The sequence below is a fragment of the Actinomycetospora lemnae genome, from assembly GCF_028737315.1.
Lineage (GTDB): Bacteria > Actinomycetota > Actinomycetes > Mycobacteriales > Pseudonocardiaceae > Actinomycetospora > Actinomycetospora lemnae.
Map to the genome: position 1 here is coordinate 351,921 of NZ_JAQZAO010000005.1, position 26,797 is coordinate 378,717.

Here is a 26,797-nt window from a genome sequence, read left to right on the forward strand (position 1 = left end):
GGGCAGGCGCTCGACGGGCAGGGGCCGGACGGACCGGGGCATGCTGTCATCGCCCGTCGGCTACCCACAGGGGATGGTCATGCGACGCCTCTTCTCGAGCCGCCCCCCGCTCGGACGCCTGCGTCGCGGCTGGGGTGCCCTGATCATGCTCGGGCGGCACCTGCGGGCCCTCCCGATCATCGAGCGCCACCGCACGGCCGGCGGCGCCACGGACCTGCCCGCCCCCTGGCCCCTCGCGCTGGTCGACGACCGGACCAAGACGTATGCCCACGGGCACGGACCGCTGTTCCACCGGACCTTCTCGATCCGGGTCGTCGACGCCCACCACGACGCCAAGGAGCTCATCGAGACCCTCTCCCGCGACCTCGACGCGGGCGCCCCGCCGCACGTCGTGACGTTCGCGCGCGAGCGTGGTGAGCCCGGTCGCATGCTCGTCGGCGACGAGTACCGCGTGTACATGCCCGCGCCGTGGGACGGGCCGGTGCGCGTGATCCTGCGCACCGACCGGTCGTTCCGCTTCGGCACCCTGGAGGGCCACCTCGAGGCCGGGCAGATCGAGTTCCGCGCGTCCGACGTCGAGGGCGGGGTCGTGGACTTCGCGATCGAGGTCTGGTCCCGGGCCGGCGACCGCGCCGCGGAGCTCGTCTACCGCCGGCTGGTCGTCGGCCGCGAGGTGCAGGCGGGCCTGTGGGTGCAGTTCTGCCTCGGCGCGGTGCGTCTGCTCGAGGGCCGCCGGGAAGGCAAGGTGCGAGCGATCACCCGTCGTGTCCCGGCGGGTGAGCTGGACAGCCACTGACCTCGTCGCGGCGGCCGGCGGCCACCGGCCCGTCCCGGCTCAGCCGCCGAACGAGCCCGCGGCCGCGAGGAACAGGTCGACCTCCTCGGAGGTCCCCGCGGTCACCCGCACGCCGAACCCGTCGAACGCGCGCACCACGACCTTGTTCTCCAGCGCGTGCTCGGCGAACGCCAGCGCGCGGTCGCGCAGCGGCAGCCAGACGAAGTTGGCCTGCGACGGCGGCACCTCGTACCCCTGCGAGCGCAGCACCTCGGTCATCCGCGCGACCTCGCTGACCGCCCCGGCGCAGTCGGCGAGCAGCTCGTCGAGGTGGTCGAGCGCGGCGAGCGCCGCGGCCTGGGCGGGCGCGGACACGGCGAAGGGCACCGCGACCCCGCGCAGCGCCGCCGCGAGCTCGGCCGGGCCGATCGCGTAGCCGACGCGCAGGCCGGCGAGGCGGTGGGCCTTGGAGAAGGTGCGCAGCACGCAGATGTTGTCGTGCTCGGCGGCGAGCGCGAGGCCGTCGGGGACCGCGGGGTCGCTGACGAACTCGCGGTAGGCCTCGTCGAGCACCACGAGCACGTCGGACGGCACGCGGGCGAGGAAGGCGCGCAGCGCGGTCTCGTCGACGGCCGTGCCGGTGGGGTTGTTCGGGTTGCAGACGAAGACGATCTTCGTGCGCGGGGTGATCGCGTCGGCCATGGCGTCCAGGTCATGGACGTGACCCGCGGTCAGCGGCACCGTCACGGCCTGCGCGTGCCCGGCGAGCGCGACGATGGGGTAGGCCTCGAACGACCGCCACGCGAACACGACCTCGTCGCCGGGCGCGCACATGGCCTGGACGAGCTGGCCGCACAGGGCCACCGACCCGCAGCCGACCGCGATGCGGGCCGGGTCGACGCCGTGGTGCTCGGCCAGGCGCGCGGTCAGCGTCGTGACGGCGATGTCGGGGTAGCGGTTTCCCGCCTCGGCCGCGCGCTCGATCGCCGCGCGCACTGCGGGCAGCGGCGGCAGCGGCATCTCGTTGCTCGCGAGCTTGACCGCCCCGGGCACGGTGCGACCGGCGACGTAGGTGGGCAGGGCGGCGAGGTCGTCTCGGAGGCGCACGGGCACGGTCACCACGGTAAACGGCGGGCGACGTCGTCCGTCCGGCCCGCGGTGATCGACCGGGCGCCCGGGCCGCCGGGGCGGCGACGTGGAAGGCTGAACGCATGACGGGCTTGCACACCGAGACCATCCCGCTGGTCGACGAGACGCAGCTGCGGGTGACGATCGGGGAGCCGGACGGTGCGGTGCGCGGCGGCGTCGTCGTGCTGCACGAGTCGCGAGGCGTCACGTCGCGCACGCAGGCCATCGTCGAGGCGCTCGCGGGCGAGGGCTGGCTCGCCGTCGCCCCGCACCTGTACCACCGCGACGACCCCGGGATCGACGACCAGACCGGCGACGCCGAGGCCGCCGACCGCGCCGCCGCCGCGATCTCCGGCGAGTCGGTGCTCGCGGACTCCGACGCCGCGTTCGGCATGCTCGCCGACCGTGGCGTCCCCTCCGACCGCATGGCCGTCCTCGGCTTCGACCTCGGCGCCACCGCCGCGCTCGTCGTCGCCGCCCAGCGCTCCCTGGGTGCCGTGATCACGGTGTCGGCGGCCGGCGTCGAGGAGCCGCTGTCGGCCGGCCTGCCCGCGCTGCTCGACGTCGTCGGCGAGCTGACCTGCCCGTGGCTCGGGCTCTACGGCGAGCGCGGCGACCCGGTCGACCCCGCCGAGGTCGACCGCCTCCGCGAGGCGGCCCACGCCTCGGGCCGCGTCGTCGACGTCGTCGTCTACCCGTCGCGGGAGCACCGCTTCGACGCCGACGAGCAGGCGGCCGTGCAGCCGGATCCCCTGGACGAGGGGGACTCGGAGGAGGCCACCAAGATGGAGGCGCGCAGCCGCGTCCTGAACTGGTTGGATGCGCACCTGCGCTAGTGCGCTGGTGAGCGGGGGACCGCTCACGCCGACCGGAGGGCACATGACGTCGGGTGTGCGGGCCGATCGCCCCACGACGGCCGCCGTCGAGGGCCGCTTCGCCCGCTTCCGCGGGCGTCGCGTCGCGCGGGCGGTCACCTGGGCCGCCCGCGTCGCCGGTCTGCTCACGGTCCTGTCGCTCCTGACGCCCCTGCTGCGCAAGCGCCTGCAGCCGGCGACCTGGTTCGGGCTGCCCCCGGAGGCCACGCTCGTCGGCACCGTCGTCGTCGCGACGCTCGGCGTCGGCCTGATGATGCTGGCCACGGGCCTGCGGCGGCGCAAGCGCCGGGCCTGGCAGCTCGCCGTGGTGGCGTGCGTGCTGCTCATCGCGTCGCACGTCGTCGGGCGCCACGCGGTGGTGCCGACGGTCGTGGTCATGGTGCTGCTCGCCGGCCTCCTGCTGACCCGCCGCGAGTTCACCGCCCTGCCCGACCCGGTCGGTCCGCTCGCCGCCGTGCGGGTCGTGGTGCAGATGCTCGTGGGCGGGTTCGTCACGGTCCTGCTGCTGCTCCTGGTCCGCCCGTCGCTGCTGGTCGGCTCGCCGAGCCTGGAGGACCGGCTCGCGCACGCGGCGCTCTCGCTCGTCGGGGTCAGCGGGCCGGTGCGGTTCGAGGCGGGGTGGTTCGACGACCTCACCGCCGTGCTCGGCCTGACGTTCGGCGTCGCCGCGGTGGTGCTCGGCGGCTACTTCCTGCTGCGCTCGGTGGAGCCTCGGCCCGCGCTGACCGAGGACGACGGCGCCCGCATCCGCGAGCTGCTCGCCCGCCACGGCCGTGCCGACTCCCTGGGCTACTTCGCGCTGCGCCGGGACAAGTCGGTGGTCTTCTCGCCGTCGGGCAAGGCCGCGGTCGCGTACCGGGTGGTGGCCGGGGTGGCGCTGGCGTCGGGCGACCCCCTCGGCGACCTCGAGGCCTGGCCCGGCGCGATCACCGAGTTCCTCGCGAGGTGCCGACGCTACGGCTGGGTGCCCGCGGTGCTGGGCTGCTCGGAGGCCGGGGCGCGGGTGTGGCTGCGCGAGGGCGGCCTCGACGCGCTGGAGCTCGGCGACGAGGCGGTCGTCGACGTCGCCACGTTCTCGCTGCAGGGACGGTCGATGCGCACCGTCCGCCAGGCCGTGTCCCGCATCCGGCGCGCGGGCTACGAGACCACCGTGCGCCGCCTGCGCGACGTACCCGCCGAGGAGCTGGCGACGCTGCGCGAGCTCGTCGCGCGCTGGCGCGGCGGGCCCGCCGAGCGCGGCTTCTCGATGGCGCTCTCGCGGGTGGCCGACGGCGTCGCCGACCCCGAGGCCGTGCTCGTCGTCGCGACCGCCGAGGGGGAGGTCCGCGGCCTGCTGCAGTTCGTGCCGTGGGGGACCGAGGGGCTCTCGCTCGACATCATGATCCGCGACCCGGCGGTGCCCGAGAACGGGCTCAACGAGCTGCTCATCGCCGACCTCCTGGGCGCCTGCCGGGGGCTCGGCGTCGATCGGGTGTCGTTGAACTTCGCCGTCTTCCGCTCGGCGCTCGAACGCGGCGAGAAGATCGGCGCCGGGCCGGTGGCGCGGCTGTGGGCGCGGTTGCTGCGCACGGCGTCGCGCTGGTGGCAGATCGAGACGCTCTACCGATTCAACGCCCGGTTCGGGCCGGCCTGGGTGCCGCGTTTCCTCGTCTTCGACGCCGTGCGCGACCTGCCCCGCATCGCCGTCGCCGCCTTCGAGGCCGAGGGCTACGGCGGGCGCCCGCCTGCCCTGCTGCGGCTGCTGCGGCGTACCTGACAGGGGCTGGCAGCTGGGCCCCGGGCAGCGAACGCGCTGTTCGCGGCCTCTATGCGCACGAACAGCGCGTTCGCACTCCGTTGTCAGGGCTTGACCAGCACCTTGAGGGCCTCGCGGTCGTTCATGGCGCGGTAGCCGTCCGGGGTCTCGTCGAGCGGGATCGTGCGGTCGAAGACCTTGCCCGGCTCGATCTGCCCGTCGAGGACGTCGGGCAGGAGCTCGTACATGTTCGCCTGGGTCGGCGCGATGCCGCCGGCGACGGTCACGTTCTTCATGAACTTCTGCGCCAGGTTGGGCAGCTCGCCGCTCTGTGGGACGCCGACGATGCCGACGTGCCCGCCCGGCTTGGTGAGGTTGATCGCCGAGGTCAGCGACTGCTCGTACCCGACGGCCTCGATCGCCGAGTGCACGCCGTCGGTGCCGAGGAGGTCGCGGACCTTCTGCTCGCCCTCCTCGCCGCGCTCCTCCACGACGTCGGTGGCGCCGAACTCGCGGCCGAGGTCGGTGCGGTCCTTGTGCCGGCCCATGAGGACGATCCGCTCGGCGCCGAGGCGCCTGGCGGCCAGCACCGCGAGCAGGCCGACGGCGCCGTCACCGATCACCGCGACGTCCTTGCCGGGCCCGACCTTCGCCGAGACCGCGGCGTGGTGGCCGGTGCCGAAGACGTCGGAGAGCGTCAGCAGGCTCGGCATGAGCGCCGAGTCGTGCGGGACGGTCAGCTTCATCAGCGTCGCGTCGGCGAACGGCACGCGCGCGGCCTCGCCCTGGCCGCCATCGGTCTCGGCGCCCCAGGCGCTGCCGTTCGGGCAAGCACTGGTCAGACCGGCCCGGCAGTACTCGCAGGTGCCGTCGGCGTAGTAGAACGGCGCGACGACCAGGTCACCCTTCTGGATGCGACCCACGTCCGAGCCGGTCTCCTCGACCACGCCGATGAACTCGTGGCCGATGCGGTCGCCCTGCTCGGTCTGCTCGCGGCTCTTGTAGGGCCACAGGTCGCTGCCGCAGATGCACGAGTGCGTGATGCGCACGATCGCGTCGGTGGAGCTCTGCAGCGTCGGGTCCGGGACCTCCTCGACACGGATGTCGCCGGCTCCGTAGATCAGGGTCGCCTTCACGGCGGTGTCCTCCTCGTAACGGGTTCGGTTGCGGACTACCCATCGCGCGGGGACGCATGCGGAGGCGTGCACAGGTCACGCCGGGACGGGGGGTGGCGGGCAACCCGCTGGAGGGCGGTGTGTACTGTTTCCCGACGGAGGCCCCAGGGGGACCTCGGGAGGCTTCGCCTAGTCTGGTCTATGGCGCCGCACTGCTAATGCGGTTGGGAGTTCGGCTCCCTCCCGGGTTCAAATCCCGGAGCCTCCGCGGCCGCGGTCCGGACAGGGTCGGGGCTACAACCACAGACATGCGCCCGTAGCTCAACGGATAGAGCATCTGACTACGGATCAGAAGGTTAGGGGTTCGAATCCCTTCGGGCGCGCGCCGGTCGAGGCAGCTCAGAGGGGTCGCAGCAACGCTGCGGCCCCTTTGTCTCGTCCAAGGCTGGACCTCTCGCCCATCCCGTTGTCATCCTAGAACAGGACCAACGAGTAGGGCGGAGCAAGTGATGACGGACGTCGCCCTCGACGATCCCGGCCCGGGGAGTGCGGCGTGACCGGCCCCGACCTCTTCGCCGGCCTCTTCGCCCGCGACTACGAGGCATCGCGGCCCTGGTACGAACGTCTGCTCGGCCGCGAACCGTCGTTCCTCGCCTCGGACACCGAGGCGGTGTGGGAGCTCGGGGAGCACCGCTGGCTCTACCTCAAGCAGCACGCGGACCACGCCGGCCACGGCGAGGTGACGATCTTCCCCGAGGACCTCGACGCCACCGTCGCCGGCGCGATCGAGCGGGGCCTCGCGCCGGACCGGCAGGAGGACTACCCCGGCGGCGTGCGCAAGGTCGTCTTCCGCGACCCCGACGGCAACGAGGTCGGCCTGGGCGGCCGGGGCTGAGGCGCCTCAGCTCTCTCCGCAGAGCCCGTCGCCATCGCCGTCCCGCTCGCCCGGTCCGCAGGGGTGGCCGTCCCCGGAGCTGCTGCCCGAACCGCTGCCCGAGCCGCTGCCCGAACTGCTGCCCGAACTGCTGCCCGAACTGCTGCCGGAGCCCGTTCGGCCGCTCCCGCCGTCACTGTCGTCGTCACTCGTGCCCGATCCGGGTCGGTAGCGGCGGTCCGGGTCGCCGTCGTCGGTCGCCGTCTCCGTGCTCGTCGTGGTGGTCGTCGTCGAGGTGGTCGTGGTGGCCTCGCAGGCACGGGCGACGGGCGGGGTGCTCGTGGACATCTCGGTGTCGAGGGAGCGCAGCTCGCTCACGTAGGTCGCGGCCGCGACTCCGGACACCGGGACCGCGCCGGTGTGCTCGTACGGCACCGCCCGCCGGCCCCAGTCGACGCCGGCGACCTCGACGTGGCGGAGCAGCATCCCGTCCGGCGTCCGGTCGACGTCCGGCTCCGCACGGAGTACGACCGGCTGGGCCGCCACCCAGGCCGACGCCTCGTCGCGGGCCTCGTCACCGGCGGCGGTACCGAGCTCGCAGGCGTCGATCCCGAGGACGCGCACGGTGGCCCGTCGCCGGTGAGGACCGTGTCGCCGTCGACGACGCGGCCGACCTGCACCTGCTCTGCCGCCGGGACCGGCGTCGGGGCGGCGCTCGGCGGGGGCGTGGCCGGCTGACAGCCGGCGGCGAGGGCGAGGCCGAGCAGCCCGGGGCGAGGACGCGCAGGCACGTCGAGGAGGCGGTCACCGAGGGTCAACGAGTCGGACCCCGACCGCGACACGGAAACCGGGGGCCCGGTCCGTTGCGCCCGGACCTCACCCCGCCCGGCGCGCCGGCACCATGCGCGAGAGGCGCAGGCGGGCGGCCGCGTTCTCGGCGAGCAGGGAGTTGCGGCGCCGGACGATGGCGGTCGCGAGCTCCCGCGCGGCGTCGATGACACCGTCGGGCTCGTCGCGGTCGACGAGCGAACGGGCGGTGACACGGTCGGCGATCTCACCGATGGTCAGGACGGCGCGGGCGAGCTCGTCGAGGGCGTCGCTGGACCAGTCGAAGCGGTCGGCGTCGGCGGGGTGGGCACGCGAGTGCTCCAGCATCTCGGCCAGGGCGTCCGACGCCTGCCGCGCGAGCCTCGCCGCCGCCTCGTCCTTGTGCACGTCCGCTCTCATCGTCGCTCGGGATCCCGATGAGAATGTCCGCTACGGCGCCGCCCCAATCCCCGGACGGCCCGTCGCGGGCGTGACACCGGGCTCGCCCGACGGGGTGGAGGGGGGACCCGGCCGGCGGGGGGACACCGACCGGGTCCGTGCCGATCACGGGGGGCATGACCGGCGGCGATCATCCTTGCATGTGCAAGTACAGCTGCAAAGGGTGGGCCCGGACGACCCGGTCCGGCACGCGGCGGCGTGCCACGATGTCGCGGGTCAGCCGACGACCAGCCGACGACCAGCCGACGACCAGCCGACGACCAGCCGACGACGAGGAGGGGAGGGTCGGTGCGCATCCGACTTTCCGACGGTCCCTGCCGGGGCGACCACGACCTGACGATCGCGGAGGGCGCGACGCTGCCCGAGGAGTTCCTGGTGCTGGTCGAGGAGGGCCCGCGCCAGAAGGTCAGCGACATCTTCGGGGGCTCGATCCCCGGCATCAATGTCTTCGCGGTGCACCGCCTCGCGCGCCGGGACAGCGACGGGACGCCGGTCTACGCGTTCGCCGGCCGGCGCGAGTCGCGCGGCTACTGACGCGGCTCCGGACGCACGACGGCCCCGGGGACCGCGGTCCCCGGGGCCGTCAGCACGGCGCGGACGTCACTTCTTGAAGGCGTCCTTGATCTTCTCGCCGGCCTGCTTGATGTCGCCCTTGGTCTGGTCGGCCTTGCCCTCGTGGCGCAGCTCCTCGTCACCCTGGACGGTGCCGGCCGTCTCCTTGACCTTGCCCTTGAGCTTGTCGGACTTGTTGTCGATCTTGTCGTCGGCAGCCATGCTGCGGGTGTACCCGATCGGCCCCCGTCGTCAACCGCCCGGCACGAGCAGGACCCACAACGGTCCGGGGGCGAACGCCACGGGCAGGCGGTCGGGGCCGACGACGACGGTGGGGTCGGTGGGCGTCGGACGCGACCAGCGGGCCGGGAAGGCGCGGCCGTCGCGGAGGACCTCGGCCTCGCCCTCGCCGGTGGTCACCGCGTAGGGGGAGACGGCGCCGGCGGCGTCGCGGATCGCCGACGGGCGGGTCGTCACCCGCTGGACGAGGACGGTGGCGGCGCCGATCGGCTCACCGCCGGTCGCGGGCACGGCGGGATCGCCGCCGGGCTCGACGAGCCAGCGCCCGCGGACCGCGTCCCACGTCAGCCCCAGCTCGGCGGACCCGACGGTGACGTCGCGGTGCCGCACGACCTCACCGCCGGAGGGCAGCGCGCCGAACCGGAAGCCGATGTCGCGCGGGGGCGAGGCGTCGCCGGCCGCGGCGAGCAGCGCCGCCGGGTCCGCGTAGAGGTTGACCGGTGCGCGGCGGTCGTCGTCGCGGCGGAAGGCGTCGCCCACCGTGGCGGGGGTCAAGGGCACGAGCGAGGCGCCGGCGAGGGTGCCGGCGAGCTCCGGCGCGGACCCGGAGAAGGCGAGCGCCGGACGTCCGTAGGCGGCGAGCAGCGTCACGTCCGACTCGCGGGCGCTGCGCACCGGCCCGACCGACGGCGGCATCCGCGACGAGAACACGGCGAGCAGGCGCGTGGTGCCGCCCTCGACCGGCTCGACGTAGACGACGTCGGCGTCCTCGACCCCGGTCCAGGGCCGACCGGCGGGCGAGTTGTCGACCTTCACCGCCAGCACCGGCGCGTCGCTCGGGGCGGCCATGCCGGTCAGCGGGGACGGGCGGCCGCCGGCCCCCGCGCAGCCCGCGACCAGCCCGGCGAGCACCACCACGACGACCACGACCCGCAGGCCCCGCGGCACCGCCCACCCCCTGCCCGCTCGCGACCCCGGAGCTCCGCCCCGGCGTCGCTCGCGACCCCGGAGCTCCGCCCCGGCGCCCTATCATCACGCTGTGACGTCCGCGAACCCGGAGCCGGGGGATCCCGCGGCGCTGCGCGTCTCGGACGTGGAGCGCGAGCAGGTGCAGCAGTTCCTCGCGCGGGCGATGGTGGCCGGGCAGATCACGCCGGGCGAGTACAGCGACCGGGCCGCGGCCGCCCTCGCCGCACGGGTGCGGGGCGACCTCGAGGGCCTGCTCGACGACCTGCCCGGCGCGGAGCTGCGCGCCTCCCGCTCGGTCGACGTCCTCGACCTGCGGGCCGGCGTCGGCGGCGCGATCACCCGCCGTGGCTACTGGCGCGTGCCGCCGCTCGTGCGCGTCCACAGCTGGATCGGGGGCGTGACGCTCGACTTCACCGGCGCGGAGTTCACGACGCCCGTGGTCGCGGTCGAGCTCGCGACGGGCCTGTGCTCGCCGCTGCTCGTGCTGCCCGACCACGCCACCGCGGACGTCGACGACCTGCGGATCTCCGCGGGCAAGGTCCGGGACGACATCCACCACAAGCGCGAGCAGGGCGTCCCGCACGTCGTCGTGCGCGGGCGCCACAGCCTCGGCGACGTCGTCCTGCGCCACCCGCGCAAGCCACGGTGGCGCCCGGGACGCAGGAGAACCACCGTGACGCGTGAGGGTGAAGGCACGCCGGGACGACGCACAGGGGACTGACGGAGTACCCCGGTACGGTCACCCCTGGGCGTCGGTGTCGGGATCCGATCGCCGGCACGTCGGGACGAGGAGGGCGACAGGTGGGGCTGGCGGAGCTGGGCCCGGGGCTGCCCGTCCTCGTCGTGGTCGTCGCCGGTGTGCTGACGGCGCTGGCGATGGCGCCGCTGCACCGCCGTGCCGCCCGCCAGCGGCGCACGGCGATGCTCGTCGACCGCGTCGTCACCGACCGCGTCGCCCGCCTCTCCGGCGCCGAGCGGCGCCGCGCCCGGCGCCACCTGCACCGCGCGGCCGACCTGCCCCTGCCCCGCGCGCTCGGGCTGACGGTCCTGACCGCCGCGGCGACGGCGCTGGTGGGCGCGCTCGTGGTGTCGCTGGTGGCCGACCAGCTCGCCGCCGGCCGCCGCACCGTGGTCCGCGGGCTCATCGCGACCCTCGAGGACGCCGGGCTCCCGGCGCCGACGAGCGCCGGCCCCACGATCACGATCACCGGGATCGTCGTGCTCGCGCTGCTGAGCCTCGCGGCGGCCGGGCTGTACGTCGGCGGGCTGGACGTCGAGCGGCGCCGCGCGATGCCCGTGACGCGCCCGTGGCCGACCAGCCGGGGCAAGGCCACGCTGGTGCTCGGCCTGCTCCTCGCGCTCGCGCTCGTGCTCGCGGGCGGGTCGCTCGCGGTCCCCGGTGTCGCGCTCGGCGCGGCGTTGTTCCTGCTCAGCCACCAGGTCGTGACGCGGATCGGGCGTCCGGCGGCGTGCCGTGAGGCGCCGGTCGTGCCCGAGGCGCTGCGGGCCGCGCGCCTGCCCCCGGTCAAGGAGCGCCGCCTGCTGCGGGCCCGCCGCCCGCGCGGTGAGCGCGCCGACGACGCCCCGGCGCTGCCCTCCCCGTCGCCCGCTCCGGCCCCCTCGGGTCCGCCGCGCGCGATGCCCCCGCGCGTGCCGGTCCCGCCGCCGCCGGTCGTCGGGCCGTCGACGCGCCTGGTCGACCTCGCCGCGCCCGAACAGCCGCTGACGCCGCACGACCCGCGGGCGGTCGGCGAGTACACGCTGACCGGTCGCCTCGGCTCCGGCGGCATGGGCACCGTCTACCTCGGGCACCGCGCCGGCACCCACGGCAGCGTGGCCATCAAGGTGCTGGCGCCGCACCTGCTCGACGACGTCGACGCCCGCACCCGCTTCCTGCGCGAGGGCCAGACGCTGCAGAAGGTCACCGGCGACTACACGGCGCGCGTCTACAGCGTCGGCTTCGACGGCTCGATGCCCTACATCGTCATGGAGCGCCTCGACGGCCCGTCGCTGCACGCCTTCGTGGCGGCGTCGGGCGCGGTGACCGACGGCGAGATGCTCACCCGCACCGCGATCGCGCTCGCCCGCGCGCTCGCCGCCCTGCACGCCGACGGCATCACCCACCGCGACCTCAAGCCGGGCAACGTCCTGCTGACCTCGGCCGGACCCAAGGTGGTCGACTTCGGCATCGCCCGCGTCGTCGGGCAGACCCACCACACGCCGGCCGGCAACATGGTCGGCACGCCCGGCTACATGGCGCCCGAGCAGGTCACGGGCAACGGCGCGGTGCCCGCCACCGACGTCTGGGCCTGGGCGTGCTGCGTGGTCTTCGCCGCCCGCGGCGACCACCTCTTCGACGGCGACAACATCCTCGACATCGCCCGGCGGATCCTCGACGGGCCCGGGCCCGAGGCGTTCGCCGCGGTGCACCGCCTCTCGCCCCGCCTGGTGCCCGTGCTGCGCCGCGCCACGGCCCAGGAGGTCGGCGACCGTCCCCGCGACGGCGCCGCCCTGCTGCGCCTGCTCGACCGCAGCGGGGCCACCGCGACGGTCGGCGCGGCGGGCTGGGACCGGCTGGTCGGCGGAGGGGTCCGATGATCGAGCGCGGCGGACCGGGGCGCTCCCGACGCGCTGCTACGGTGCGCTCGCTCCGCCCGGTGCGCCGCCCGGGCCGACCCGACAACGGGCCGTCGGGCCCGCGTGAGGACGGTGAGTGGTCGGTGGCCTCCTGGGACGACCTGGTGCTGTGGGTCCGGGTGCGCTACGAGGTGATGGCTCAGGACAAGCACAGCCTGACGTTCCGGCTCCCCACGTCCGAGGACCGCACGCAGCTGGTCTACGTGCACCACAAGGGCGAGGTCGACGGGCACGACTGGCTGCAGATCGAGTCGCCGATCGGGCGCCTCGACGAGATCGACACCCGGCGCCTGCTGGAGCTCGCCGAGGACGCCGTGGTCGGCGGTGCGGCCGCCGTGGGCGGGGTCGCGGTGTTCCGCCACGCCACGCCGCTCGAGGACCTGTCGTTCGTCGAGTTCGACGCGCCCTTCCGTCTGGTCACGCGCATCGCCGACCAGCTCGAGCACGCCCTCACCGGCACCGACCGCTACTAGGCTCCCGGCCGTGGACGACCCCCAGGTCATCGAGTTCCGGCCCGAGCCGTCGCAGTACGCCTGGACCTTCGGCGGCGCCGCGCCGATCCGCGAGGTCGAGCCCGGCTCGGCGATGAAGCTGTGGTGCGACGACGCCTTCGGCGGGCGCATCCGGTCGGTCGACGACCTCGCGAGCGCCTCGCTCGACCCCCGCTTCCTCAACCCGCAGACCGGCCCGTTCGCGGTCCGGGGCGCCGAGCCGGGCGACACGCTCGTGCTCCACCTCGTCGACCTCACCCCGGCCCGCGACTGGGGCGCCTCGACGCTCGTGCCGTTCTTCGGCGGGCTCACCGCCACCGACCGCACGGCGCTGCTCCACGACCCGCTCGACGAGCGCACCTGGATCTACGAGCTCGACCGTGCGCGGCGCACCGTGACGTTCTCGGCGCGCCGCAGCGACCTGTCGATCGACCTCCCGCTCGCGCCGATGCTCGGCACGGTCGGCGTGGCGCCGGCCAACCGCGAGGTCCGCTCCTCGCTCACGCCCGACGCCTTCGGCGGCAACATGGACACCCCGGAGATGCGCGCGGGCGCCACCTGCTACCTGCCGGTCAACGAGCCGGGCGCGATCTTCTCGGTCGGCGACGGCCACTACCGCCAGGGCGAGGGCGAGTCGTGCGGCACCGCCGTCGAGGGCGCCATGGACGTCACCCTGATCGTCGACCTGATCAAGGCGTCGGCCGGTCCGGCGCCAGCGTGGCCGCGGCTGGAGAACGACGACGAGATCCTCGTCGTGGGGTCGTCGCGGCCCCTCGAGGACGCGTGGCGGATCAGCCAGGTCGAGATGATCGCGTGGCTGAGCGAGCTGCTCGGCCTCGACCGTCTCGACGCCTACCAGCTGCTCACGCAGACCTCGCTGGCGCCGCTGGCGAACGTCGTCGACACCAACTACAGCGCCGTGACGAAGGTGTCCAAGGCGCTCGTGCCCGGACTCCGCCCGTACGACGGGCTGCACGCCGACCTGCGCTCGCGCGCCACGTCCTTGACCTGACAGGGAGCTCACCATGGACCTCCAGCTGACCGGCCGCACCGCCCTCGTCACCGGCGGCAGCCGCGGGATCGGACGGGCGATCGTGGAGGGCCTGGCCGCCGAGGGCGCGACCGTGGCCTTCTGCGCCCGCGACGCCGAGGGCGTCCGCAAGGCCGAGGACGAGATGCGCCGCGCCGGGCACGACGTGCACGGGACGCCGGTCGACGTCACCGACGGCGACGCCCTCGCCACCTGGGTGCGGTCCGCCGCCACGGAGCACGGCGGGATCGACGCGGTGGTCGCGAACGTCTCGGCGCTCGCGATCCCGTCCACGGAAGAGAACTGGGCGGCGAGCTTCGCCACCGACATGCTCGGCACCGTCCGGCTCGTCGACGCGGCGCTGCCCGCGCTCGAGGAGAGCGACGCGGGGTCGATCGTGACGATCTCGAGCGTCTCCGGCCGGGAGATCGACTTCGCGGCCGGGCCGTACGGGACGTTCAAGGGCGCGCTCGTGCACTACACGCAGGGGCTCGCCCACCAGCTCGCCGGCCGGGTGCGCGCCAACACCGTCTCGCCCGGCAACGTCTACTTCGCCGGTGGGGTGTGGGAGTCGATCGAGGAGAACGACCCCGACCTGTTCGCCCAGGCGCTCGGCCTCAACCCCACCGGGCGGATGGCGCGGCCGGAGGAGGTCGCGCGGGCGGTGGTGTTCCTCGCCAGCCCGGCGGCGACGTTCATCAGCGGGACGAACCTCGTCGTCGACGGGGCGCTGACGCGCGGGGTGCAGCTGTAGGGGCCGGCCCTCGAGGCGTCAGCTCCGGGCGGCCGGCATCGGGCCGTCAGCGGTGGGCCGGCGCGGCGACGACCGCGGCGATCGCGGCGCGGACGCCGTCGAGCGCCGCGTGCCAGGCGCGGGCGGCCGCGCGGACGACCGAGCGCAGGGCGCCCGGTGCGGCGTCGTCACCGACGACGAGGGCGGCGGATCGGGTCGGCACGAGTTCGGTGGAGGCGACGGGTGTCGGGGCGGGCCGGTCCCCGAGCGCCGGGACGGGGACGGACAGCTGCTCGACCTCGGGCGCCAGACGCGGGAGCGGGACGGTCGGCACCGACCACCAGTCCTCCTCGCGGTCGCCGTCGCGCGGCGCGGGGACCCACGGGTCCTGAGCGGGGTCCATGCCTGGGTTGTCCTCTCGCCGGTGCGGGTTCGGTCCGGTCATCGGTCTCGAGGCCCGTGCCGTTAGCGTCGGCGAGGGGCCCGTCGAGTGCGCTGGGTGACCGGAACCGCCACTGAGCGCGTCGGTCCGAGGTCAGCGGACCGCCGCCACGACGGAGTGACATCGAACCACCACTCACCGCATCGGGCTGCCCGGTCATGGACGCCTCCCCCTTCGGGCCGCGACGTCGGCGCCGACGACGCGTTGCCTTCGTGCGGGTCCGGACGTGCTGGGTCGGACCCGACGGCCGCGTCGACGCTCCGGCGCGACCGTGACCACGGGCTGTGACTACGAGCGACACGGGAGGTGGTTGCTCGGTGGCGGGCACTCACGCTCGCTCGTCGGGACGGCGCCGCGCGGCCGACGCCGACACCCCTGACGAGGACGACCGGGGCACCCACGCCCCGGCTGCGGGCCGGGGCGCGCACGCCGGCGCCGACAGCGGCCGGCTCGACCGGCGGCACCTCGACAGCGACTACGGCGACTACGTCAGCGCGCGCATCGCGGCCTCGCCCGCGCCCGCCTCGCCGCCGGTCGGCTTCCCCTCCGCGTTCTCCACCGGATCCTTCCGCTCGCACCCCGCGACCGGCGCGACGAGCGTCCGGTCGGCCGGCGACGCCGGTGCCGCCACCGCCACCGCCGCACCGCCCCGTCCCGAGGCCGCCGCCGCTCGTGCCGAGTCGGCGCGTGCCGAGCCGGCGCGTGCCGAGGCCGGCCGTGCCGAGGGTCGCTCGACCGCCGGTCCCTCCGCGGTCGACGGCGCGGGTCGCGGTGGTGGCTCCGGGGCCGCTGCTCCGCGGCCGTCCGGTGCGGGCTCGCCCGGCGGTGCCCCGGCCGCCGGACGGCCCGGCCCCGCGGCACCGCCCGTCGGGCCCGGCGCGCCGACCCGTCGCGGCGCCACCCCGCCGCCCGCCCGTCCGGCCCAGCGCCCGGCCGGGCCGGCTGTGCCGGCCACCGCGCCGCCGACTGCCGCGAACACCGCGAACACCGCCGCGCCGGCCTCGACCGCGCACAGCGCCGCGCCGCCCGCGCCGCCCGCGCCGGCGGGCGTCCCGTCGCCGGCGTCCGGTGCCTCGGGGCCGCCCCGCGCAGCGGGAGCGCCCGGGGCGCCCGCGCGTCCGGGAGCCGGGCGTCCCCCGGCCGGCCCGGCGGGTCGCCCCACCCCGCCGCCCGCGGGACGCCCGACGCCCCCGCCCGGGGCTCGCCCCGGCGCGCCGGGGCGGCCTGGGCAGCCAGGCCGACCCGGCCAGCCCCCAGCGCAGGGCCGGCCCGCGGCGCCGGGACGGCCCGCAGCGCCGGGACAGCCCGGCCCTGCCGGCCGTCCGGATGGCGCGCCCGCACCCGCCGGCGGGACCTCGGATCCGTCGCCGGCACCCGGCCGTCCGGGCCCCGGTGCGCCCGGTCCGCGCGGCACGCTGCCCGCCGGTCCCACGCACAGCGGCCCCGCGCCCGCCGGCGCCGCCCCCGCGCCGCGCCATCCCGCCGAGCCCGAGCGCGCCACCGGCGCGCCCGCCGCGCCCGCCACCGAGCGGGCCGAGACGGCCGCCTCGGCGCGGCGCTCGCCCAAGGTCACCGCGGCGATGCCCGTCGTCGACGCGCCGGCGCCCCGTGGCCCCGGCTCGGGCCCGCTGCCGCAGGACCGGCGCCGCGAGGAGCCGGCGGACCCCGAGGAGCTCGACGCCGTCGACGAGGGCACCGACGAGGGCGTCGACGAGGAGGACGAGGACGGCGACGACGCCGGTACCACCCGCGCCGCCCGCCCATCGCACACCGGCGCCGGCCGCGCCGCCGCCCGTCGCGCCGCCGCCCCGCGCACCACCACCCGCTCGCGCAGTGGCAGCGGTCGCACGAGCCGCCCCACCAGCCGCGCCACCCGCACCACCGCCCACCGCTCGCCCGGCCGCGCGACCGGCGAGACCGCGACCCCGCGCGTGCCGCGCGGCCGCGTCGCCGTGGCCGTCGCCGCCGTGCTGAGCGTCCTCGCCGCGCGGATCCTCGCCCTGCCCGGCGGGGAGCGGCTGGTGGCTTTCGGCCGGCAGGTGCGCGCCCGGGTCGTGCTCTACCTCGACGGCCCGCACCCCGAGACCCTCGCCCCGGCTGCGCTGCGCTGGCGGCGCCTGCGCCGCACCGCCTACGCCGGCATTGCGGCGATGGTGGCGGCGCCGGTGCTCTCGCTGGTGGTCGGGTGGCTGTTCATCCCGGTCCCGAACGCCGACGACGCGGTCGAGAGCCAGCTCAACACGGTCTCGTTCTCCGACGGCACCGTCCTCGCCCGGATCGCCCCCGGCGAGCAGGGCAACCGGCAGAAGATCGGTCTCGAGCAGGTGCCGCCGCCGGTGCGCTCGGCGGTGCTGTCCGCGGAGGACCGCTCGTTCTACTCGAACAGCGGCTTCGACATCACCGGCTTCGGCCGCGCCGTCTGGAAGAACCTCACCGGCGGCACGGGCGGCGGGTCGACGATCACGCAGCAGTACGTCAAGAACGCGATGGTGGGCGACGAGTACTCGCTCATGCGGAAGTACAAGGAGCTCATCATCTCCTTGAAGATCTCGCAGGAGCGCTCCAAGGACGAGATCCTCGCCGACTACCTCAACAGCATCTACTTCGGCCGCGGCTCCTACGGCATCCAGGCCGCGTCGCAGGCGTACTTCGGCCGGCCCGTCGAGACGCTCTCGCCCGCCGAGGGCGCGCTGCTCGCCGGCGTCATCCAGGCCCCGTCGAAGTGGGACCCCGCGCAGAACCCCGACGACGCCCTGCGTCGCTGGAACTACGTCATGGACGGCATGGTCGCCCAGGGCTGGCTGTCCGCGCCCGACCGCGCGGCCGCCCAGTTCCCGCCGACGATCCCGCCCCGGCGCGTGACGGGTGGTGTCCCCGACGACGACCGCGGCCACATCTACAGCGCCGTGCGCGACGAGCTGCGCGCGCTGGGGATCGACCAGGACGCGCTGGTCACACAGGGCCTGCAGATCCAGACGACGATCCAGCCGCAGGCCCAGCGCGAGGCCGTCGAGGCCAACCGTCGCCAGATGGCGGGCCAGCCCGAGAACCTGCGCACCGCGACCGTGTCGATCGACCCGCGGACCGGCGGCATCCTCGCCTACTACGGCGGGCCGAACGGGGCGGGCCTGGACTACGCGAAGGTCGAGAAGCAGGCGGGGTCGACGTTCAAGCCGTTCGTGCTGCTCGCGGCGCTGCAGCAGGACCCGCCGATCGGCATCTCGACCGAGTTCGACGGGCGGGAGATCCCCGGCCGGACCGTGCGCAACGTCGACGGCGCCGACTGCGCCAACTGCAGCCTCAAGCGCGCGATGACGCTGTCGAACAACGTCATCTTCACGGCGCTGGGCAACCGGGTCGGGCCGCAGGCCGTGGCCGCCGCCGCCCGGCAGGCGGGCATCACCCAGCCGATGAACGACCCGAACAGCGGGATCGCGCTCGGCAACCAGGAGACCACCGCGGTCGACCTGGCCTCGGCGTACGCGACGTTCTCCAACGAGGGCATCTACCACCGCCCGCACCTCGTCCAGCGCGTGACGACGGCCAGCGGCGAGGTCCTCTACGACGACGCGACCACCCAGGGCGAGCAGCGCATCGACCCGCGGGTCGCGCGCAACGTCACCGAGGCCATGCGCGACGTGCCGGAGTACGACGGGGTGTCGCTGGAGGGCGGGCGGCAGTCGGCGGGCAAGACCGGCACCGTGCAGTCGCACGTCGAGAGCCAGAACAACGACGCCTGGTTCGCGGGCTACACGCCGTCGGCGTCGACCGTCGTCTGGGTCGGCACCGACGACAACACCCCGATCCGGACCGCCGACGGTCGCCCGGTGTACGGCCACGGGCTGCCCAGCGAGATCTGGAAGTCGTTCATGGACGACACCCTCGAGGACACGCCGAAGCAGACGTTCGGCGCGTTCACCCCGGTCGCGGGCACGGACCCCGGCGACACCGCGGGTCAGGGCGACACGTCGTCGCCGTCGCCGACGAGCTCGTCGTCGCCGACCTCGTCCGCGGCGCCCACCTCGACCACGGCGCCGCCGACCGAGCCCGCCGAGGAGCAGCCGGCCGAGGTCCCGGCCGGTGAGGGACAGCAGCCCGGCGAGGACCCGGCGGCGGCCGAGGCCCCGGCGGACGCCGGCGAGGCGCCTGTCGACGGCGGGGACCCGGGCGGCGGCTAGCGCGCGAGCGTGAAGTCGGCGTCGTCGAAGCCCGGGCTGACGACGCAGGTCACGAGTACCTCTGCCGTCGCGTCGGCGGCCGGGGCGGCGCGCTGCCACACCCCGCCGGGCACGAGGGCCTGCGGTGTCTCACCGTCCTCGACGCGGTCACCGAGCACGATCGACGTGGTCTCGACGGGGTGCTCGCCGTCGCCCCCGAGCCACAGCGAGAGCGCGGGCCCGCGGTGCCAGCACCACAGCTCGTCGGAGCGCACGCGGTGCCAGCGCGACTCCTCACCGGGTGCGAGGACGTAGTGGATCGCGGTCGCGCTCGCGCGGGGGCCGGGATAGCCGGTGGGCCGCAGCGTGGGCACGGCGGTCCAGGTGCGGCGGAACCAGCCGCCCTCGGGGTGCGGCGCGAGGTCGAGGGCCCGGGCCAGGGGCGGCGGGGTCACGCCGTCATGTCCAGGACGGCGACGACCTTCGACGGGTGCAGGCGCACGACGAGCTCGCCGGGCACGCCGTTGCGGGCGCCGAACTCCTCGGCGCGGTCGGCGCCCATGTAGCGCCCGCCGAGCGCGGTGGCGGTACGGCGCAGCTCGTCGGGGTCCTCCGAGAGCGTCACCGAGCCCTGGACCTGCACGAACCCGAACGGCGGCTCCTCGAGGTCCACGCACAGCACGATGCGCGGGTCGCGGGCGAACGCCGTGCCCTTCGCCGAGCCGGCGCCGGTGTTGAAGACGATCGTGTCGTCCTCGACGAGGAACCAGACGGGCGCGACGAGCGGGCGGCCGTCCCGGGCGGTCCAGCCGACCTTGCCGGTGCGGGTGCCCTCGGCGAGGAAGGCGCGGACGGCGGGATCACGGAGGTCGGCCACGCGCGCGAGCGTAGGGCGATCACGGCGGATCGTGGCGCGAGCGCGCCCACTCCTCGGGGGTGTTCACGCCGCGGGCGCCGCGCAGCTCGGGGTCGCGGGCGGCGAGGCGGGGGTCGGCGAGCAGTGTGGCCGCGTCGAGCTCCCGGACCCGGCTCGCGGCGACGAGCGCGCGCACGCTGCGCTCGCCGCGGGCGAGGAGGTCGTCGGCGCGGTCGGCGAGGTCGGTGGCGTAGGCGGCGAGCAGGTGCTGGGGACGGCCGTCGAGGACGGGGAGCGCGACCTCGACCGGCGGCACCCGGTGGGTCACGACGGCGCGCACGAGGTCGGCGTGCAGGTGGGGGAGGTCGACGGCGGCGACGAAGGCGGTGGGGTCGTCGCGGACCGCGCGCAGGCCCGTCGCGAGGCCCTGCAGGGGGCCGCGGTCGGGGACCGGGTCGTAGACGACGGTGGCGCGCGTCGGGTCGGGCGCCGTGCGGGGCGTGTCCGCGGCCCCGACCACGACGAGCGGCCCGTCCAGCGCGTCGGCGAGCACCGCGAGGACGTGGGCGAGCAGGGTCGTCCCGCCGCTGGTCAGCGAGGCCTTGTCGGTGCCCATGCGCCGCGAGCGCCCGCCCGCGAGCACGACGCCGGCGGTCACCGCCTTGCTCCGAGTGAGCTACGTGACCGGTTCAGTGCCCTGGGGCCCGGGAACGCCGGTCGGGTCACGACGACGTGCGACCGGAGGTCAGCACCATGATCCGCAGTGATGAGAAGCGGGGACGCGCCGAGCCCGAGGACGTCCACCGCGGCTGGGTCGCCCCGACCCCGCGCGACACCGACGAGGCCGCGGCCGACCGCGCCATGGCCGCCGCCGAGCGGGCGGTCGCCGAGGGCACGGCCAGCGAGGACCAGCGCTCGCGCGTGCAGCGCATGGCGCAGGCCCGCACGCACGAGCAGCGCCGCGCCGCGTTCCGTGACGGCGACTGAGGCCGTCCCCACGGCCGTCACGGCAGCACCAGCACGACCAGTGGCAGCGTGAGCAGCGAGAGCACCGTGGTGATCACGACCACCGCGGTGCTCTCGCGGTACCACGTGCGGTACTGCGCGGTGAGCACGAAGACCGTCGCCGCGTCCGGCAGCGCGCACATCAGCACGAGCACCGCGCCCCACGGCGCCGGGACGTCCAGCAGCGCCACCGCCCCGAGGGCGAGCAGCGGCATGACGACGAGCTTGACCACCGCCGCCGCGCCGATCGGCACCCACGCCGTGCCCGACCCGCGCAGCGCGCCGACCGCGCCGCGCAGCAGGATGCCGAGCGCGAACAGGCCACCCGGGGCGGCGAGGTCGCCGAGCAGGCCGAGGGTCGACGCCACGGGCGCGGGCAGCCGCAGCCCCACGAGCGCGACGGCCGTGCCGGCCGCGATCGCGAGCACGACGGGGTTGCCGAGCACCCGGCGCGCGAGCAGCGCCGGCAGCGCGACCGCGCCCTCCTCGCCGCGGCCCCGTCCGTCGAGCGTCACCGCGACGAGGAACACGGAGATCGCCAGCGCGGTGTGCACGGTCGAGGTCAGCGAGGCGGCGAACGCCGTGGCCGGTCCGAGCACGGCGACGGTCAGCGGGATGCCGAGGTAGCCGACGTTGCCCCAGCTCGCGACCAGCCCGGCGGCGTGCGCCTCGTGCCGCGGCCGGCGGACCACACGGGCGACGGCCCAGCCGAGCGCGTAGGCCAGGACCACGACGGCCACCGACGCCAGCAGCGCGGTGCCGGGGACGCCGGCGGACAGGTCGGCCTCGGCCACCGAGGTGAAGATCAGGGCGGGCAGCGCGATCCAGTAGACGAGGTCGTTGAGCACGGCCGCGGTGCGCTCGCCGAAGCGCTCGGAGCGTCCGGCCACGGCGCCGACCGCGATCACCCCGAAGACCGGCAGGATCCGGCTCAGCAGCTCACCCACGGACCCGATGCCCACGACCCCCGATGCTCAGCCCTGGGCGACCGAGATGGCGACCGGTGAGCGGGTGGCGCGTGCCACGACGATGTCGACGGCCCGCTCGAGCACCGGGAACAGCGCGACGCCGGCCGGGCCGACCGGGATCGTCGGGTAGGAGCGGTGCGCACCGGACGCCCAGCCCTCGCGGAAGGTGCGGATGTCCAGGTTCTCGGTGGCGCAGATGGGGTCGCCGGGCGCGCAGACCTCGTACACCCGGCCGTCGTAGACCGCGAGCTCACGGGTGGGGCGGGGTCCCAGCACGCCGCGGCCGGGGGTGTCGAGGAGGTTCGGTGCCTCGGGGTCGCGGCGCGGGCTGCCGAGCATGACCGCGCCGGCGATGCGGGCGGCGGGCAGCCCGATCGTTGCGTTCGCGGCGCGGTGCACGACGTCGGACACCACGTCGCCGCCCTGGCTGAAGCCGACGAGCATGATCGTCGTCTCCGGGCAGCGGGCGGCGAGGTCACCGGCGTCGCGGGCGAGGCGCTCGGCGCCACGGGACGCGCTGAGCAGGTAGAACGGCCGGTCGAACGTGGCGGGGTACGGGACGTAGCGCACCGAGAGGGCGTCGCCCCAGCGCGCGGCGAGCGGGTCGGTGAGGCGGGCGAGCAGGCCGACCGACCGGGCGGGATCGGCGGCCTCGGACGTCTCGTTGGTGCCGGGGACGGCGTAGAGCACGACGGGCGGGCAGTCGGCGGGCGCGGCGGTGGCTGCCGGCGCCGTCGGCACCGTGACCAGCAGGGTGCCGAGCAGGAGCCCGACGGCGAGCAGCACGCGTCTCCCCACCCACCCCGCCACGGGTCCCATCCTCGCCGATGCGGGACGCGGGCGGGAGATCCCGTCCCGGCGAGCCGGTGGCTTTCCTGGCGTTGAGCGCCAGCGTGGACGCCAGGCTGGCACGCCGACTGTGACAGCTCGGGCTGACAGATCGCCGCGGTTCTGCCAGCGTGCCTCCCTGCGGAGCCCCCGGCGGCGGTGCCGGAGCCGGGGTGGCTGGAGTATCGGCGACACCTGGAGGACTCGCGTGAGCATCCCGTCGGACCTCGAGATCGCGCAGGCCGCGACGCTGCAGCCCATGGACGAGGTGGCCCGGCAGATGGACCTGCCGACCGAGTTCCTGGAGCGCCACGGCACCGACGTCGCGAAGATCGAGCTCGACGCGATCGACGCGATGGCCGACCGGCCGCGCGCGAAGTACGTCGTCGTGACCGCGATCACCCCGACCCCACTGGGCGAGGGCAAGACGACCACGACCGTCGGGCTGGGCCAGGCGTTCTCGCACATCGGCAAGCGCGGCGTCGTCGCGATCCGCCAGCCGAGCATGGGGCCGACGTTCGGCATCAAGGGCGGGGCCGCGGGCGGCGGCTACTCGCAGGTGGTGCCGATGGAGAAGTTCAACCTCCACCTCACCGGCGACTTCCACGCCGTCACCAGCGCCCACAACATGCTCTCCGCGGTGCTGGACAACCACCTCTACCAGGGCAACGCCGTCGGCCTGGACCCGTACCGCGTGACCTGGCGCCGCGTGCTCGACGTCAACGAGCGGGCGCTGCGCAACATCGTCACCGGGCTCGGCGGGCGGATGGACGGCGTCCCGCGCGAGTCCGGCTTCGACATCACCTCGGCGTCCGAGGTGATGGCCGTGCTGGCGCTGTCGAACGACCTCGCCGAGCTGCGCGAGCGCCTCGGGCGCATCGTCGTCGGCTACACCCCCGACGGCGACGCGGTGACCGCCGAGGACATCAAGGGCGCCGGGGCGATGGCCGCGCTCATGCGCGACGCGCTCAAGCCGAACCTCATGCAGACGCTGGAGAACACGCCGGTCCTGGTGCACGCCGGCCCGTTCGGCAACATCGCGACCGGGAACTCGTCGATCGTCGCCGACCGCATCGGCATCCACTGCGGCGACTTCCTCGTCACCGAGGCCGGCTTCGGCGCCGACATGGGCGCCGAGCGCTTCTTCAACATCAAGTGCCGGACCTCGGGGATGGCGCCCGACGCCGCGGTGGTCGTCGCCACGGTGCGCGCCCTCAAGGTGCACTCCGGCAACCACAAGATCGTGGCGGGCAAGGACCTGCCGCCCGCGCTGCTCGAGGAGAACCCCGAGGAGGTGCACGCCGGCGCGGCGAACCTGCGCAAGCAGATCGAGAACATGCGCCTGCACGGGGTCTCGCCGGTGGTCTGCATCAACGCCTTCCCGACCGACCACCCCTCCGAGCACGCCGCGATCCGCGAGATCGCGGAGTCGATGGGTGCGCGGGCCGCGGTCTCGACCCACTTCGCCGACGGCGGGCGGGGCGCGGCCGAGCTGGCCGAGGCCGTCGCGGAGGCCGCCCAGGAGGAGAGCCACTTCCAGCTGCTCTACCCCGACGACGCCACCCTGCGCGAGAAGATCGAGACGATCGCGACCAAGGTCTACGGCGCCGACGGCGTCGACTACGCCCCGGCCGCGAACACCTCGATCGACCTCTACGAGCGCAACGGGTTCGGCGGCCTGCCGATCTGCGTCGCCAAGACCCACCTGTCGATCTCGTCCGACCCCAAGCTCCTCGGCGCGCCGACGGGCTGGCGGATGCCGGTGCGCGAGGTGCGCGCGTCGGTCGGGGCGGGGTTCATCTACCCGATCTGCGGCGACATGCGGACGATGCCGGGGCTGGGCAAGAACCCAGCGGCCCACCACATCGACGTCAAGCCCGACGGCACGATCGTGGGGCTGTTCTAGGTGGGCTCCGCCCAGGTGAGCCGGCCGCTGGGCGAGGTCCCGGTCGGGCGGCTGGGGGAGGTGCTCGCGGGCGCGGGGCCGGGGCCGGCGGCCGGGTCGACGGCCGCGATCACCGCCTCGCTCGCGGCGGGCCTCGCCACCAAGGTCGCCAAGGGCGCCGCCGACCGCGAGGCCGTCGCCGAGCTCGACGCCCTGCGCGCCCGGGCCCTGCGCCTCGCCGACGACGACGTCGAGGCCTTCGCCGGGTTCCTCGAGGCCCGGCGCAAGCCCGGCAGCGGACCGGCCGCGGCGGAGGCGATCATCCAGGTGCCCGCCGACGTCGTCGGGCTCGCCGTGCGGGTGGCGGAGCTCGCGGCCCTGCTCGCCGAGACCGGTCCCGACGCGCTGACCGGCGACGCGGTCACGGCTGCCTTCCTCGCCGCCGCGGCCGCCGAGTCCGCGGCGGCCCTGGTCGGCGCGAACATCGCCGACAGCCAGATGGTCGAGGGGGGCGAGCTCGGCGACCCCCGCGTCGAGCACGTCGAGGAGCGCGCCGGGCACGCGCGCACGCTGGCCGAGCGGCTGGTCTGAGCCCCGCGCCCGTGACCGGACCCTGGACCGTCGAGGTCACCCGGGGCGCGCTCGTCGAGTCGGAGCACCGGGTCGCGCTCGTCGTGCTCGAGGCCGACGGCACGGTCGGGCTGTCCGCCGGCGACGTCGAGGCCCCGGTGCTCGCTCGCTCGGCGCTCAAGCCCGCGCAGGCGGCGGCGTGCCTCGAGGCCGGGGCGGAGCTCGACGATCGCGAGCTCGCGCTGGCCGCCGGCTCGCACTCCGGCGAGCCCGGGCACCTCGCGGTCGCGGCCGGCCTGCTCGCGCGCCTCGGGCTCGGTCCCGACGACCTGGGATGCCCGCCCGCGCGCCCCCTGGGCCTCGCCGCCGACCACGCCTGGGGTGCCCGCGACCCCGAGCGCCTCGTCATGAACTGCTCGGGCAAGCACGCGGCGATGCTGGCGGCCTGCATCGTGCGCGGCTGGGAGCGCGCCGGCTACCTCGCCCCCGAGCACCCCGTCCAGCGCCACGTCCGCGACGCCCTCGCCCGGCTCGCGGGCCCGGTCCGGGGCGTCACCGTGGACGGCTGCGGCGCGCCGGCCTTCGCCACCGACCTCGTCACCGTCGCGCGCCTGGGTCGCGCGCTGCACCTCGCCGCGCCCGGCACCAGCGAGCACCGGGTCGCCGCGGCGATGCGTCGCCACCCCGACCTCGTCGCCGGCACCGGCCGTCTCGACACCGTCCTCATGACCCTGCTGCCCGGGTCGCTGTCGAAGGTCGGCGCCGAGGGCGTGCTGCTCGCGGTCCTCCCCGACGGCGCGGCGCTCGCGCTCAAGGTCCTCGACGGCGGCGCGCGGGCGGTCGGCCCCGTGCTGCTGGAGGTACTCGGACGCCGGGGACTCGACCACCCGGAGGAGCTGCGGACGCTGGCCGCGCCACACGTGCGAGGAGGGGGTCACCCGATCGGTGCTCACCGTGTGCGAGTGTGAGAGCACTCATCGGGGTGAGGAGCGCGTGAATGGGATCGTGTCTGGTCTTCGCCGGAGCGACGCCCGCCAGGGAACGCCTGGTCGGTCATCTCTCCTCCGTCTTCGACGACCTGCCGTGCGTCGACAACGTCCCCGACCTCGTCGTGCGGCTCACGCGGACCCCCGTCGCCGCTGGTGACGGGCACGCGCCCGACGTCGTCCTCGTCGGCGCGGACGACGGCAGCGCCTGGATGGACGCCGTCCGCCAGGTCCGCCGGTACACCCCGGAGACGCCGGTGCTCGTCGTGGGCGAGCCGCCCGCGGGCGCCATGGACCCGCTCGGCGACCGCCCCGCGCCCGATCCGGCCGGCGTCGCCGAGGACGAGCGGGCGGCCTGGGCCCTGCGCCTGGGCGCCCGGGGCTTCCTCCGCGCGGGGGAGCTCGCCGACCCCACGGTCCTGCCGGGTGCCCGCCCCCGGACCACCGAGCTCTCCGAGCGCGAGATGGACGTGCTGCTCGGGATGACCGAGGGCCTCTCCAACGCCGAGATCGCCGCCGAGCTCGTCCTCGCCGAGGACACGGTGAAGACCCACGCCCGGCGGCTGTTCCGCAAGCTCGGCGCCGGCGATCGGGCGGACGCCGTCGCCCGCGGCTTCCGCCAGGGCCTGTTGCGCTGAACGGCTGAGCCCGCGCGAGGTGTCCGGCACGCCACTCTCCCG

Annotated in this window: 28 protein-coding genes and 2 tRNA genes; 18 read left to right on the forward strand and 12 right to left on the reverse strand. The window is 75.6% G+C overall.

Features of this window, described 5'->3' with window-relative positions; all coding sequences use genetic code 11:
* The first annotated feature begins 40 nt into the window (after positions 1-40).
* The gene (locus tag PGB27_RS13840; protein WP_274200937.1) at positions 41-796 is read left to right on the forward strand and encodes a DUF1990 family protein; all 756 of its coding nucleotides are present in this window, start codon (positions 41-43) and stop codon (positions 794-796) included.
* 39 nt (positions 797-835) lie between these two features.
* Here the strand turns inward: PGB27_RS13840 and hisC are convergent, their stop codons facing one another.
* On the reverse strand, positions 836-1,888 hold the full coding sequence (hisC, locus tag PGB27_RS13845; RefSeq protein WP_274200938.1) for a histidinol-phosphate transaminase: 1,053 nt from the start codon (positions 1,886-1,888) through the stop codon (positions 836-838).
* Between the two features lie 98 nt (positions 1,889-1,986).
* On the opposite strand from hisC, the gene PGB27_RS13850 reads away from it, so the two are divergent.
* Together PGB27_RS13850 and PGB27_RS13855 are read left to right on the forward strand one after the other, a co-directional pair.
* Entirely contained in the window at positions 1,987-2,739 is a 753-nt protein-coding gene (locus PGB27_RS13850) for a dienelactone hydrolase family protein (RefSeq protein WP_274200939.1), read from the forward strand.
* Positions 2,740-2,782: 43 nt separating this feature from the next.
* Complete coding sequence (locus tag PGB27_RS13855; protein WP_274200940.1) at positions 2,783-4,534, forward strand: phosphatidylglycerol lysyltransferase domain-containing protein; 1,752 nt, start codon at positions 2,783-2,785, stop codon at positions 4,532-4,534.
* A gap of 83 nt (positions 4,535-4,617) precedes the next feature.
* On the opposite strand, the gene PGB27_RS13860 is transcribed toward PGB27_RS13855, so the two are convergent.
* Positions 4,618-5,649, reverse strand: coding sequence for a zinc-binding dehydrogenase (locus PGB27_RS13860; RefSeq protein WP_274200941.1), 1,032 nt, complete (start codon positions 5,647-5,649; stop codon positions 4,618-4,620).
* A gap of 157 nt (positions 5,650-5,806) precedes the next feature.
* On the opposite strand from PGB27_RS13860, the gene PGB27_RS13865 reads away from it, so the two are divergent.
* From PGB27_RS13865 to PGB27_RS13875, 3 genes are all read left to right on the forward strand, one after another.
* Positions 5,807-5,896, forward strand: a tRNA-Ser gene (locus PGB27_RS13865).
* Between the two features lie 42 nt (positions 5,897-5,938).
* Positions 5,939-6,011 (forward strand) — tRNA-Arg (locus PGB27_RS13870).
* A 170-nt stretch (positions 6,012-6,181) separates the two neighbouring features.
* On the forward strand, positions 6,182-6,523 hold the full coding sequence (locus tag PGB27_RS13875; RefSeq protein ID WP_274200942.1) for a VOC family protein: 342 nt from the start codon (positions 6,182-6,184) through the stop codon (positions 6,521-6,523).
* A 6-nt stretch (positions 6,524-6,529) separates the two neighbouring features.
* On the opposite strand, the gene PGB27_RS13880 is transcribed toward PGB27_RS13875, so the two are convergent.
* Together PGB27_RS13880 and PGB27_RS13885 are read right to left on the reverse strand one after the other, a co-directional pair.
* Positions 6,530-7,126 (reverse strand): hypothetical protein, encoded by a 597-nt coding sequence (locus PGB27_RS13880; protein WP_274200943.1) that lies wholly within the window; start codon positions 7,124-7,126, stop codon positions 6,530-6,532.
* A gap of 252 nt (positions 7,127-7,378) precedes the next feature.
* Positions 7,379-7,717 carry a hypothetical protein gene (locus PGB27_RS13885; protein WP_274200944.1) on the reverse strand — a complete coding sequence of 113 codons (339 nt, stop codon included), beginning with the start codon at positions 7,715-7,717 and terminating at the stop codon, positions 7,379-7,381.
* Between the two features lie 339 nt (positions 7,718-8,056).
* On the opposite strand from PGB27_RS13885, the gene PGB27_RS13890 reads away from it, so the two are divergent.
* Positions 8,057-8,302, forward strand: coding sequence for a hypothetical protein (locus PGB27_RS13890; protein ID WP_274200945.1), 246 nt, complete (start codon positions 8,057-8,059; stop codon positions 8,300-8,302).
* 66 nt (positions 8,303-8,368) lie between these two features.
* Here the strand turns inward: PGB27_RS13890 and PGB27_RS13895 are convergent, their stop codons facing one another.
* Complete coding sequence (locus tag PGB27_RS13895; protein ID WP_274200946.1) at positions 8,369-8,542, reverse strand: CsbD family protein; 174 nt, start codon at positions 8,540-8,542, stop codon at positions 8,369-8,371.
* Between the two features lie 30 nt (positions 8,543-8,572).
* On the reverse strand, positions 8,573-9,508 hold the full coding sequence (locus PGB27_RS13900; RefSeq protein WP_274200947.1) for a DUF3048 domain-containing protein: 936 nt from the start codon (positions 9,506-9,508) through the stop codon (positions 8,573-8,575).
* A 91-nt stretch (positions 9,509-9,599) separates the two neighbouring features.
* On the opposite strand from PGB27_RS13900, the gene PGB27_RS13905 reads away from it, so the two are divergent.
* From PGB27_RS13905 to PGB27_RS13925, 5 genes are all read left to right on the forward strand, one after another.
* Complete coding sequence (locus PGB27_RS13905) at positions 9,600-10,250, forward strand: DUF1707 SHOCT-like domain-containing protein (RefSeq protein WP_274200948.1); 651 nt, start codon at positions 9,600-9,602, stop codon at positions 10,248-10,250.
* 80 nt (positions 10,251-10,330) lie between these two features.
* Entirely contained in the window at positions 10,331-12,127 is a 1,797-nt protein-coding gene (locus tag PGB27_RS13910; RefSeq protein ID WP_274200949.1) for a serine/threonine-protein kinase, read from the forward strand.
* 122 nt (positions 12,128-12,249) lie between these two features.
* A complete protein-coding gene (locus PGB27_RS13915) occupies positions 12,250-12,639 on the forward strand; it encodes a hypothetical protein (protein WP_274200950.1) in 390 nt (129 codons plus the stop codon).
* 10 nt (positions 12,640-12,649) lie between these two features.
* The gene (locus PGB27_RS13920) at positions 12,650-13,669 is read left to right on the forward strand and encodes an acetamidase/formamidase family protein (protein ID WP_274200951.1); all 1,020 of its coding nucleotides are present in this window, start codon (positions 12,650-12,652) and stop codon (positions 13,667-13,669) included.
* A gap of 13 nt (positions 13,670-13,682) precedes the next feature.
* Positions 13,683-14,441, forward strand: a complete 759-nt coding sequence (locus PGB27_RS13925; RefSeq protein WP_274200952.1) for an SDR family NAD(P)-dependent oxidoreductase — start codon at positions 13,683-13,685, stop codon at positions 14,439-14,441.
* Between the two features lie 46 nt (positions 14,442-14,487).
* Here the strand turns inward: PGB27_RS13925 and PGB27_RS13930 are convergent, their stop codons facing one another.
* Positions 14,488-14,823 carry a hypothetical protein gene (locus PGB27_RS13930; protein WP_274200953.1) on the reverse strand — a complete coding sequence of 112 codons (336 nt, stop codon included), beginning with the start codon at positions 14,821-14,823 and terminating at the stop codon, positions 14,488-14,490.
* A gap of 356 nt (positions 14,824-15,179) precedes the next feature.
* On the opposite strand from PGB27_RS13930, the gene PGB27_RS13935 reads away from it, so the two are divergent.
* A complete protein-coding gene (locus PGB27_RS13935; protein WP_274200954.1) occupies positions 15,180-19,040 on the forward strand; it encodes a transglycosylase domain-containing protein in 3,861 nt (1,286 codons plus the stop codon).
* Here PGB27_RS13935 and PGB27_RS13940 read toward each other — a convergent pair.
* From PGB27_RS13940 to PGB27_RS13950, 3 genes are read right to left on the reverse strand one after another with little or no spacing between them, the layout of a single operon-like run.
* Positions 19,037-19,474 carry a cupin domain-containing protein gene (locus tag PGB27_RS13940; RefSeq protein WP_274200955.1) on the reverse strand — a complete coding sequence of 146 codons (438 nt, stop codon included), beginning with the start codon at positions 19,472-19,474 and terminating at the stop codon, positions 19,037-19,039. The two genes, PGB27_RS13935 and PGB27_RS13940, sit on opposite strands and share 4 nt — an antisense overlap.
* The gene (locus PGB27_RS13945) at positions 19,471-19,896 is read right to left on the reverse strand and encodes a PPOX class F420-dependent oxidoreductase (RefSeq protein WP_274200956.1); all 426 of its coding nucleotides are present in this window, start codon (positions 19,894-19,896) and stop codon (positions 19,471-19,473) included. The genes PGB27_RS13940 and PGB27_RS13945 overlap by 4 nt, the downstream gene beginning before the upstream one ends.
* Before the next feature lie 19 nt (positions 19,897-19,915).
* Positions 19,916-20,533 (reverse strand): molybdenum cofactor guanylyltransferase, encoded by a 618-nt coding sequence (locus tag PGB27_RS13950; protein ID WP_274200957.1) that lies wholly within the window; start codon positions 20,531-20,533, stop codon positions 19,916-19,918.
* A 95-nt stretch (positions 20,534-20,628) separates the two neighbouring features.
* Here PGB27_RS13950 and PGB27_RS13955 point away from each other — a divergent pair, with 95 nt between their 5' ends.
* Positions 20,629-20,862: a hypothetical protein gene (locus PGB27_RS13955; RefSeq protein WP_274200958.1), complete on the forward strand. Its 234-nt coding sequence runs from the start codon at positions 20,629-20,631 to the stop codon at positions 20,860-20,862.
* A gap of 17 nt (positions 20,863-20,879) precedes the next feature.
* Here the strand turns inward: PGB27_RS13955 and PGB27_RS13960 are convergent, their stop codons facing one another.
* The gene (locus tag PGB27_RS13960) at positions 20,880-21,842 is read right to left on the reverse strand and encodes an AEC family transporter (protein ID WP_274200959.1); all 963 of its coding nucleotides are present in this window, start codon (positions 21,840-21,842) and stop codon (positions 20,880-20,882) included.
* A gap of 12 nt (positions 21,843-21,854) precedes the next feature.
* Positions 21,855-22,658: a cutinase family protein gene (locus PGB27_RS13965; RefSeq protein WP_274200960.1), complete on the reverse strand. Its 804-nt coding sequence runs from the start codon at positions 22,656-22,658 to the stop codon at positions 21,855-21,857.
* 226 nt (positions 22,659-22,884) lie between these two features.
* Between PGB27_RS13965 and PGB27_RS13970 the strand changes: the two genes are divergently transcribed.
* The 4 genes from PGB27_RS13970 to PGB27_RS29370 are packed head-to-tail and all read left to right on the forward strand — an operon-like array spanning position 22,885 to position 26,755.
* Entirely contained in the window at positions 22,885-24,582 is a 1,698-nt protein-coding gene (locus PGB27_RS13970; RefSeq protein ID WP_274200961.1) for a formate--tetrahydrofolate ligase, read from the forward strand.
* A 15-nt stretch (positions 24,583-24,597) separates the two neighbouring features.
* Entirely contained in the window at positions 24,598-25,152 is a 555-nt protein-coding gene (locus PGB27_RS13975; RefSeq protein WP_274200962.1) for a cyclodeaminase/cyclohydrolase family protein, read from the forward strand.
* 11 nt (positions 25,153-25,163) lie between these two features.
* Entirely contained in the window at positions 25,164-26,099 is a 936-nt protein-coding gene (locus PGB27_RS13980; RefSeq protein ID WP_274200963.1) for an asparaginase, read from the forward strand.
* Positions 26,100-26,128: 29 nt separating this feature from the next.
* On the forward strand, positions 26,129-26,755 hold the full coding sequence (locus PGB27_RS29370) for a response regulator transcription factor (protein ID WP_332843800.1): 627 nt from the start codon (positions 26,129-26,131) through the stop codon (positions 26,753-26,755).
* Positions 26,756-26,797: the final 42 nt, after the last annotated feature.

Excerpts from the sequence above, each read along its gene's own strand:
- PGB27_RS13840 (WP_274200937.1), top strand. The coding sequence starts at position 41 with ATGCTGTCATCGCCCGTCGGCTACCCACAGGGGATGGTCATGCGACGC.
- PGB27_RS13850 (WP_274200939.1), top strand. The coding sequence starts at position 1,987 with ATGACGGGCTTGCACACCGAGACCATCCCGCTGGTCGACGAGACGCAG.
- PGB27_RS13855 (WP_274200940.1), top strand. The coding sequence starts at position 2,783 with ATGACGTCGGGTGTGCGGGCCGATCGCCCCACGACGGCCGCCGTCGAG.
- PGB27_RS13895 (WP_274200946.1), bottom strand. The coding sequence starts at position 8,542 with ATGGCTGCCGACGACAAGATCGACAACAAGTCCGACAAGCTCAAGGGC.
- PGB27_RS13925 (WP_274200952.1), top strand. The coding sequence starts at position 13,683 with ATGGACCTCCAGCTGACCGGCCGCACCGCCCTCGTCACCGGCGGCAGC.
- PGB27_RS13930 (WP_274200953.1), bottom strand. The coding sequence starts at position 14,823 with ATGGACCCCGCTCAGGACCCGTGGGTCCCCGCGCCGCGCGACGGCGAC.
- PGB27_RS13955 (WP_274200958.1), top strand. The coding sequence starts at position 20,629 with ATGATCCGCAGTGATGAGAAGCGGGGACGCGCCGAGCCCGAGGACGTC.
- PGB27_RS29370 (WP_332843800.1), top strand. The coding sequence starts at position 26,129 with ATGGGATCGTGTCTGGTCTTCGCCGGAGCGACGCCCGCCAGGGAACGC.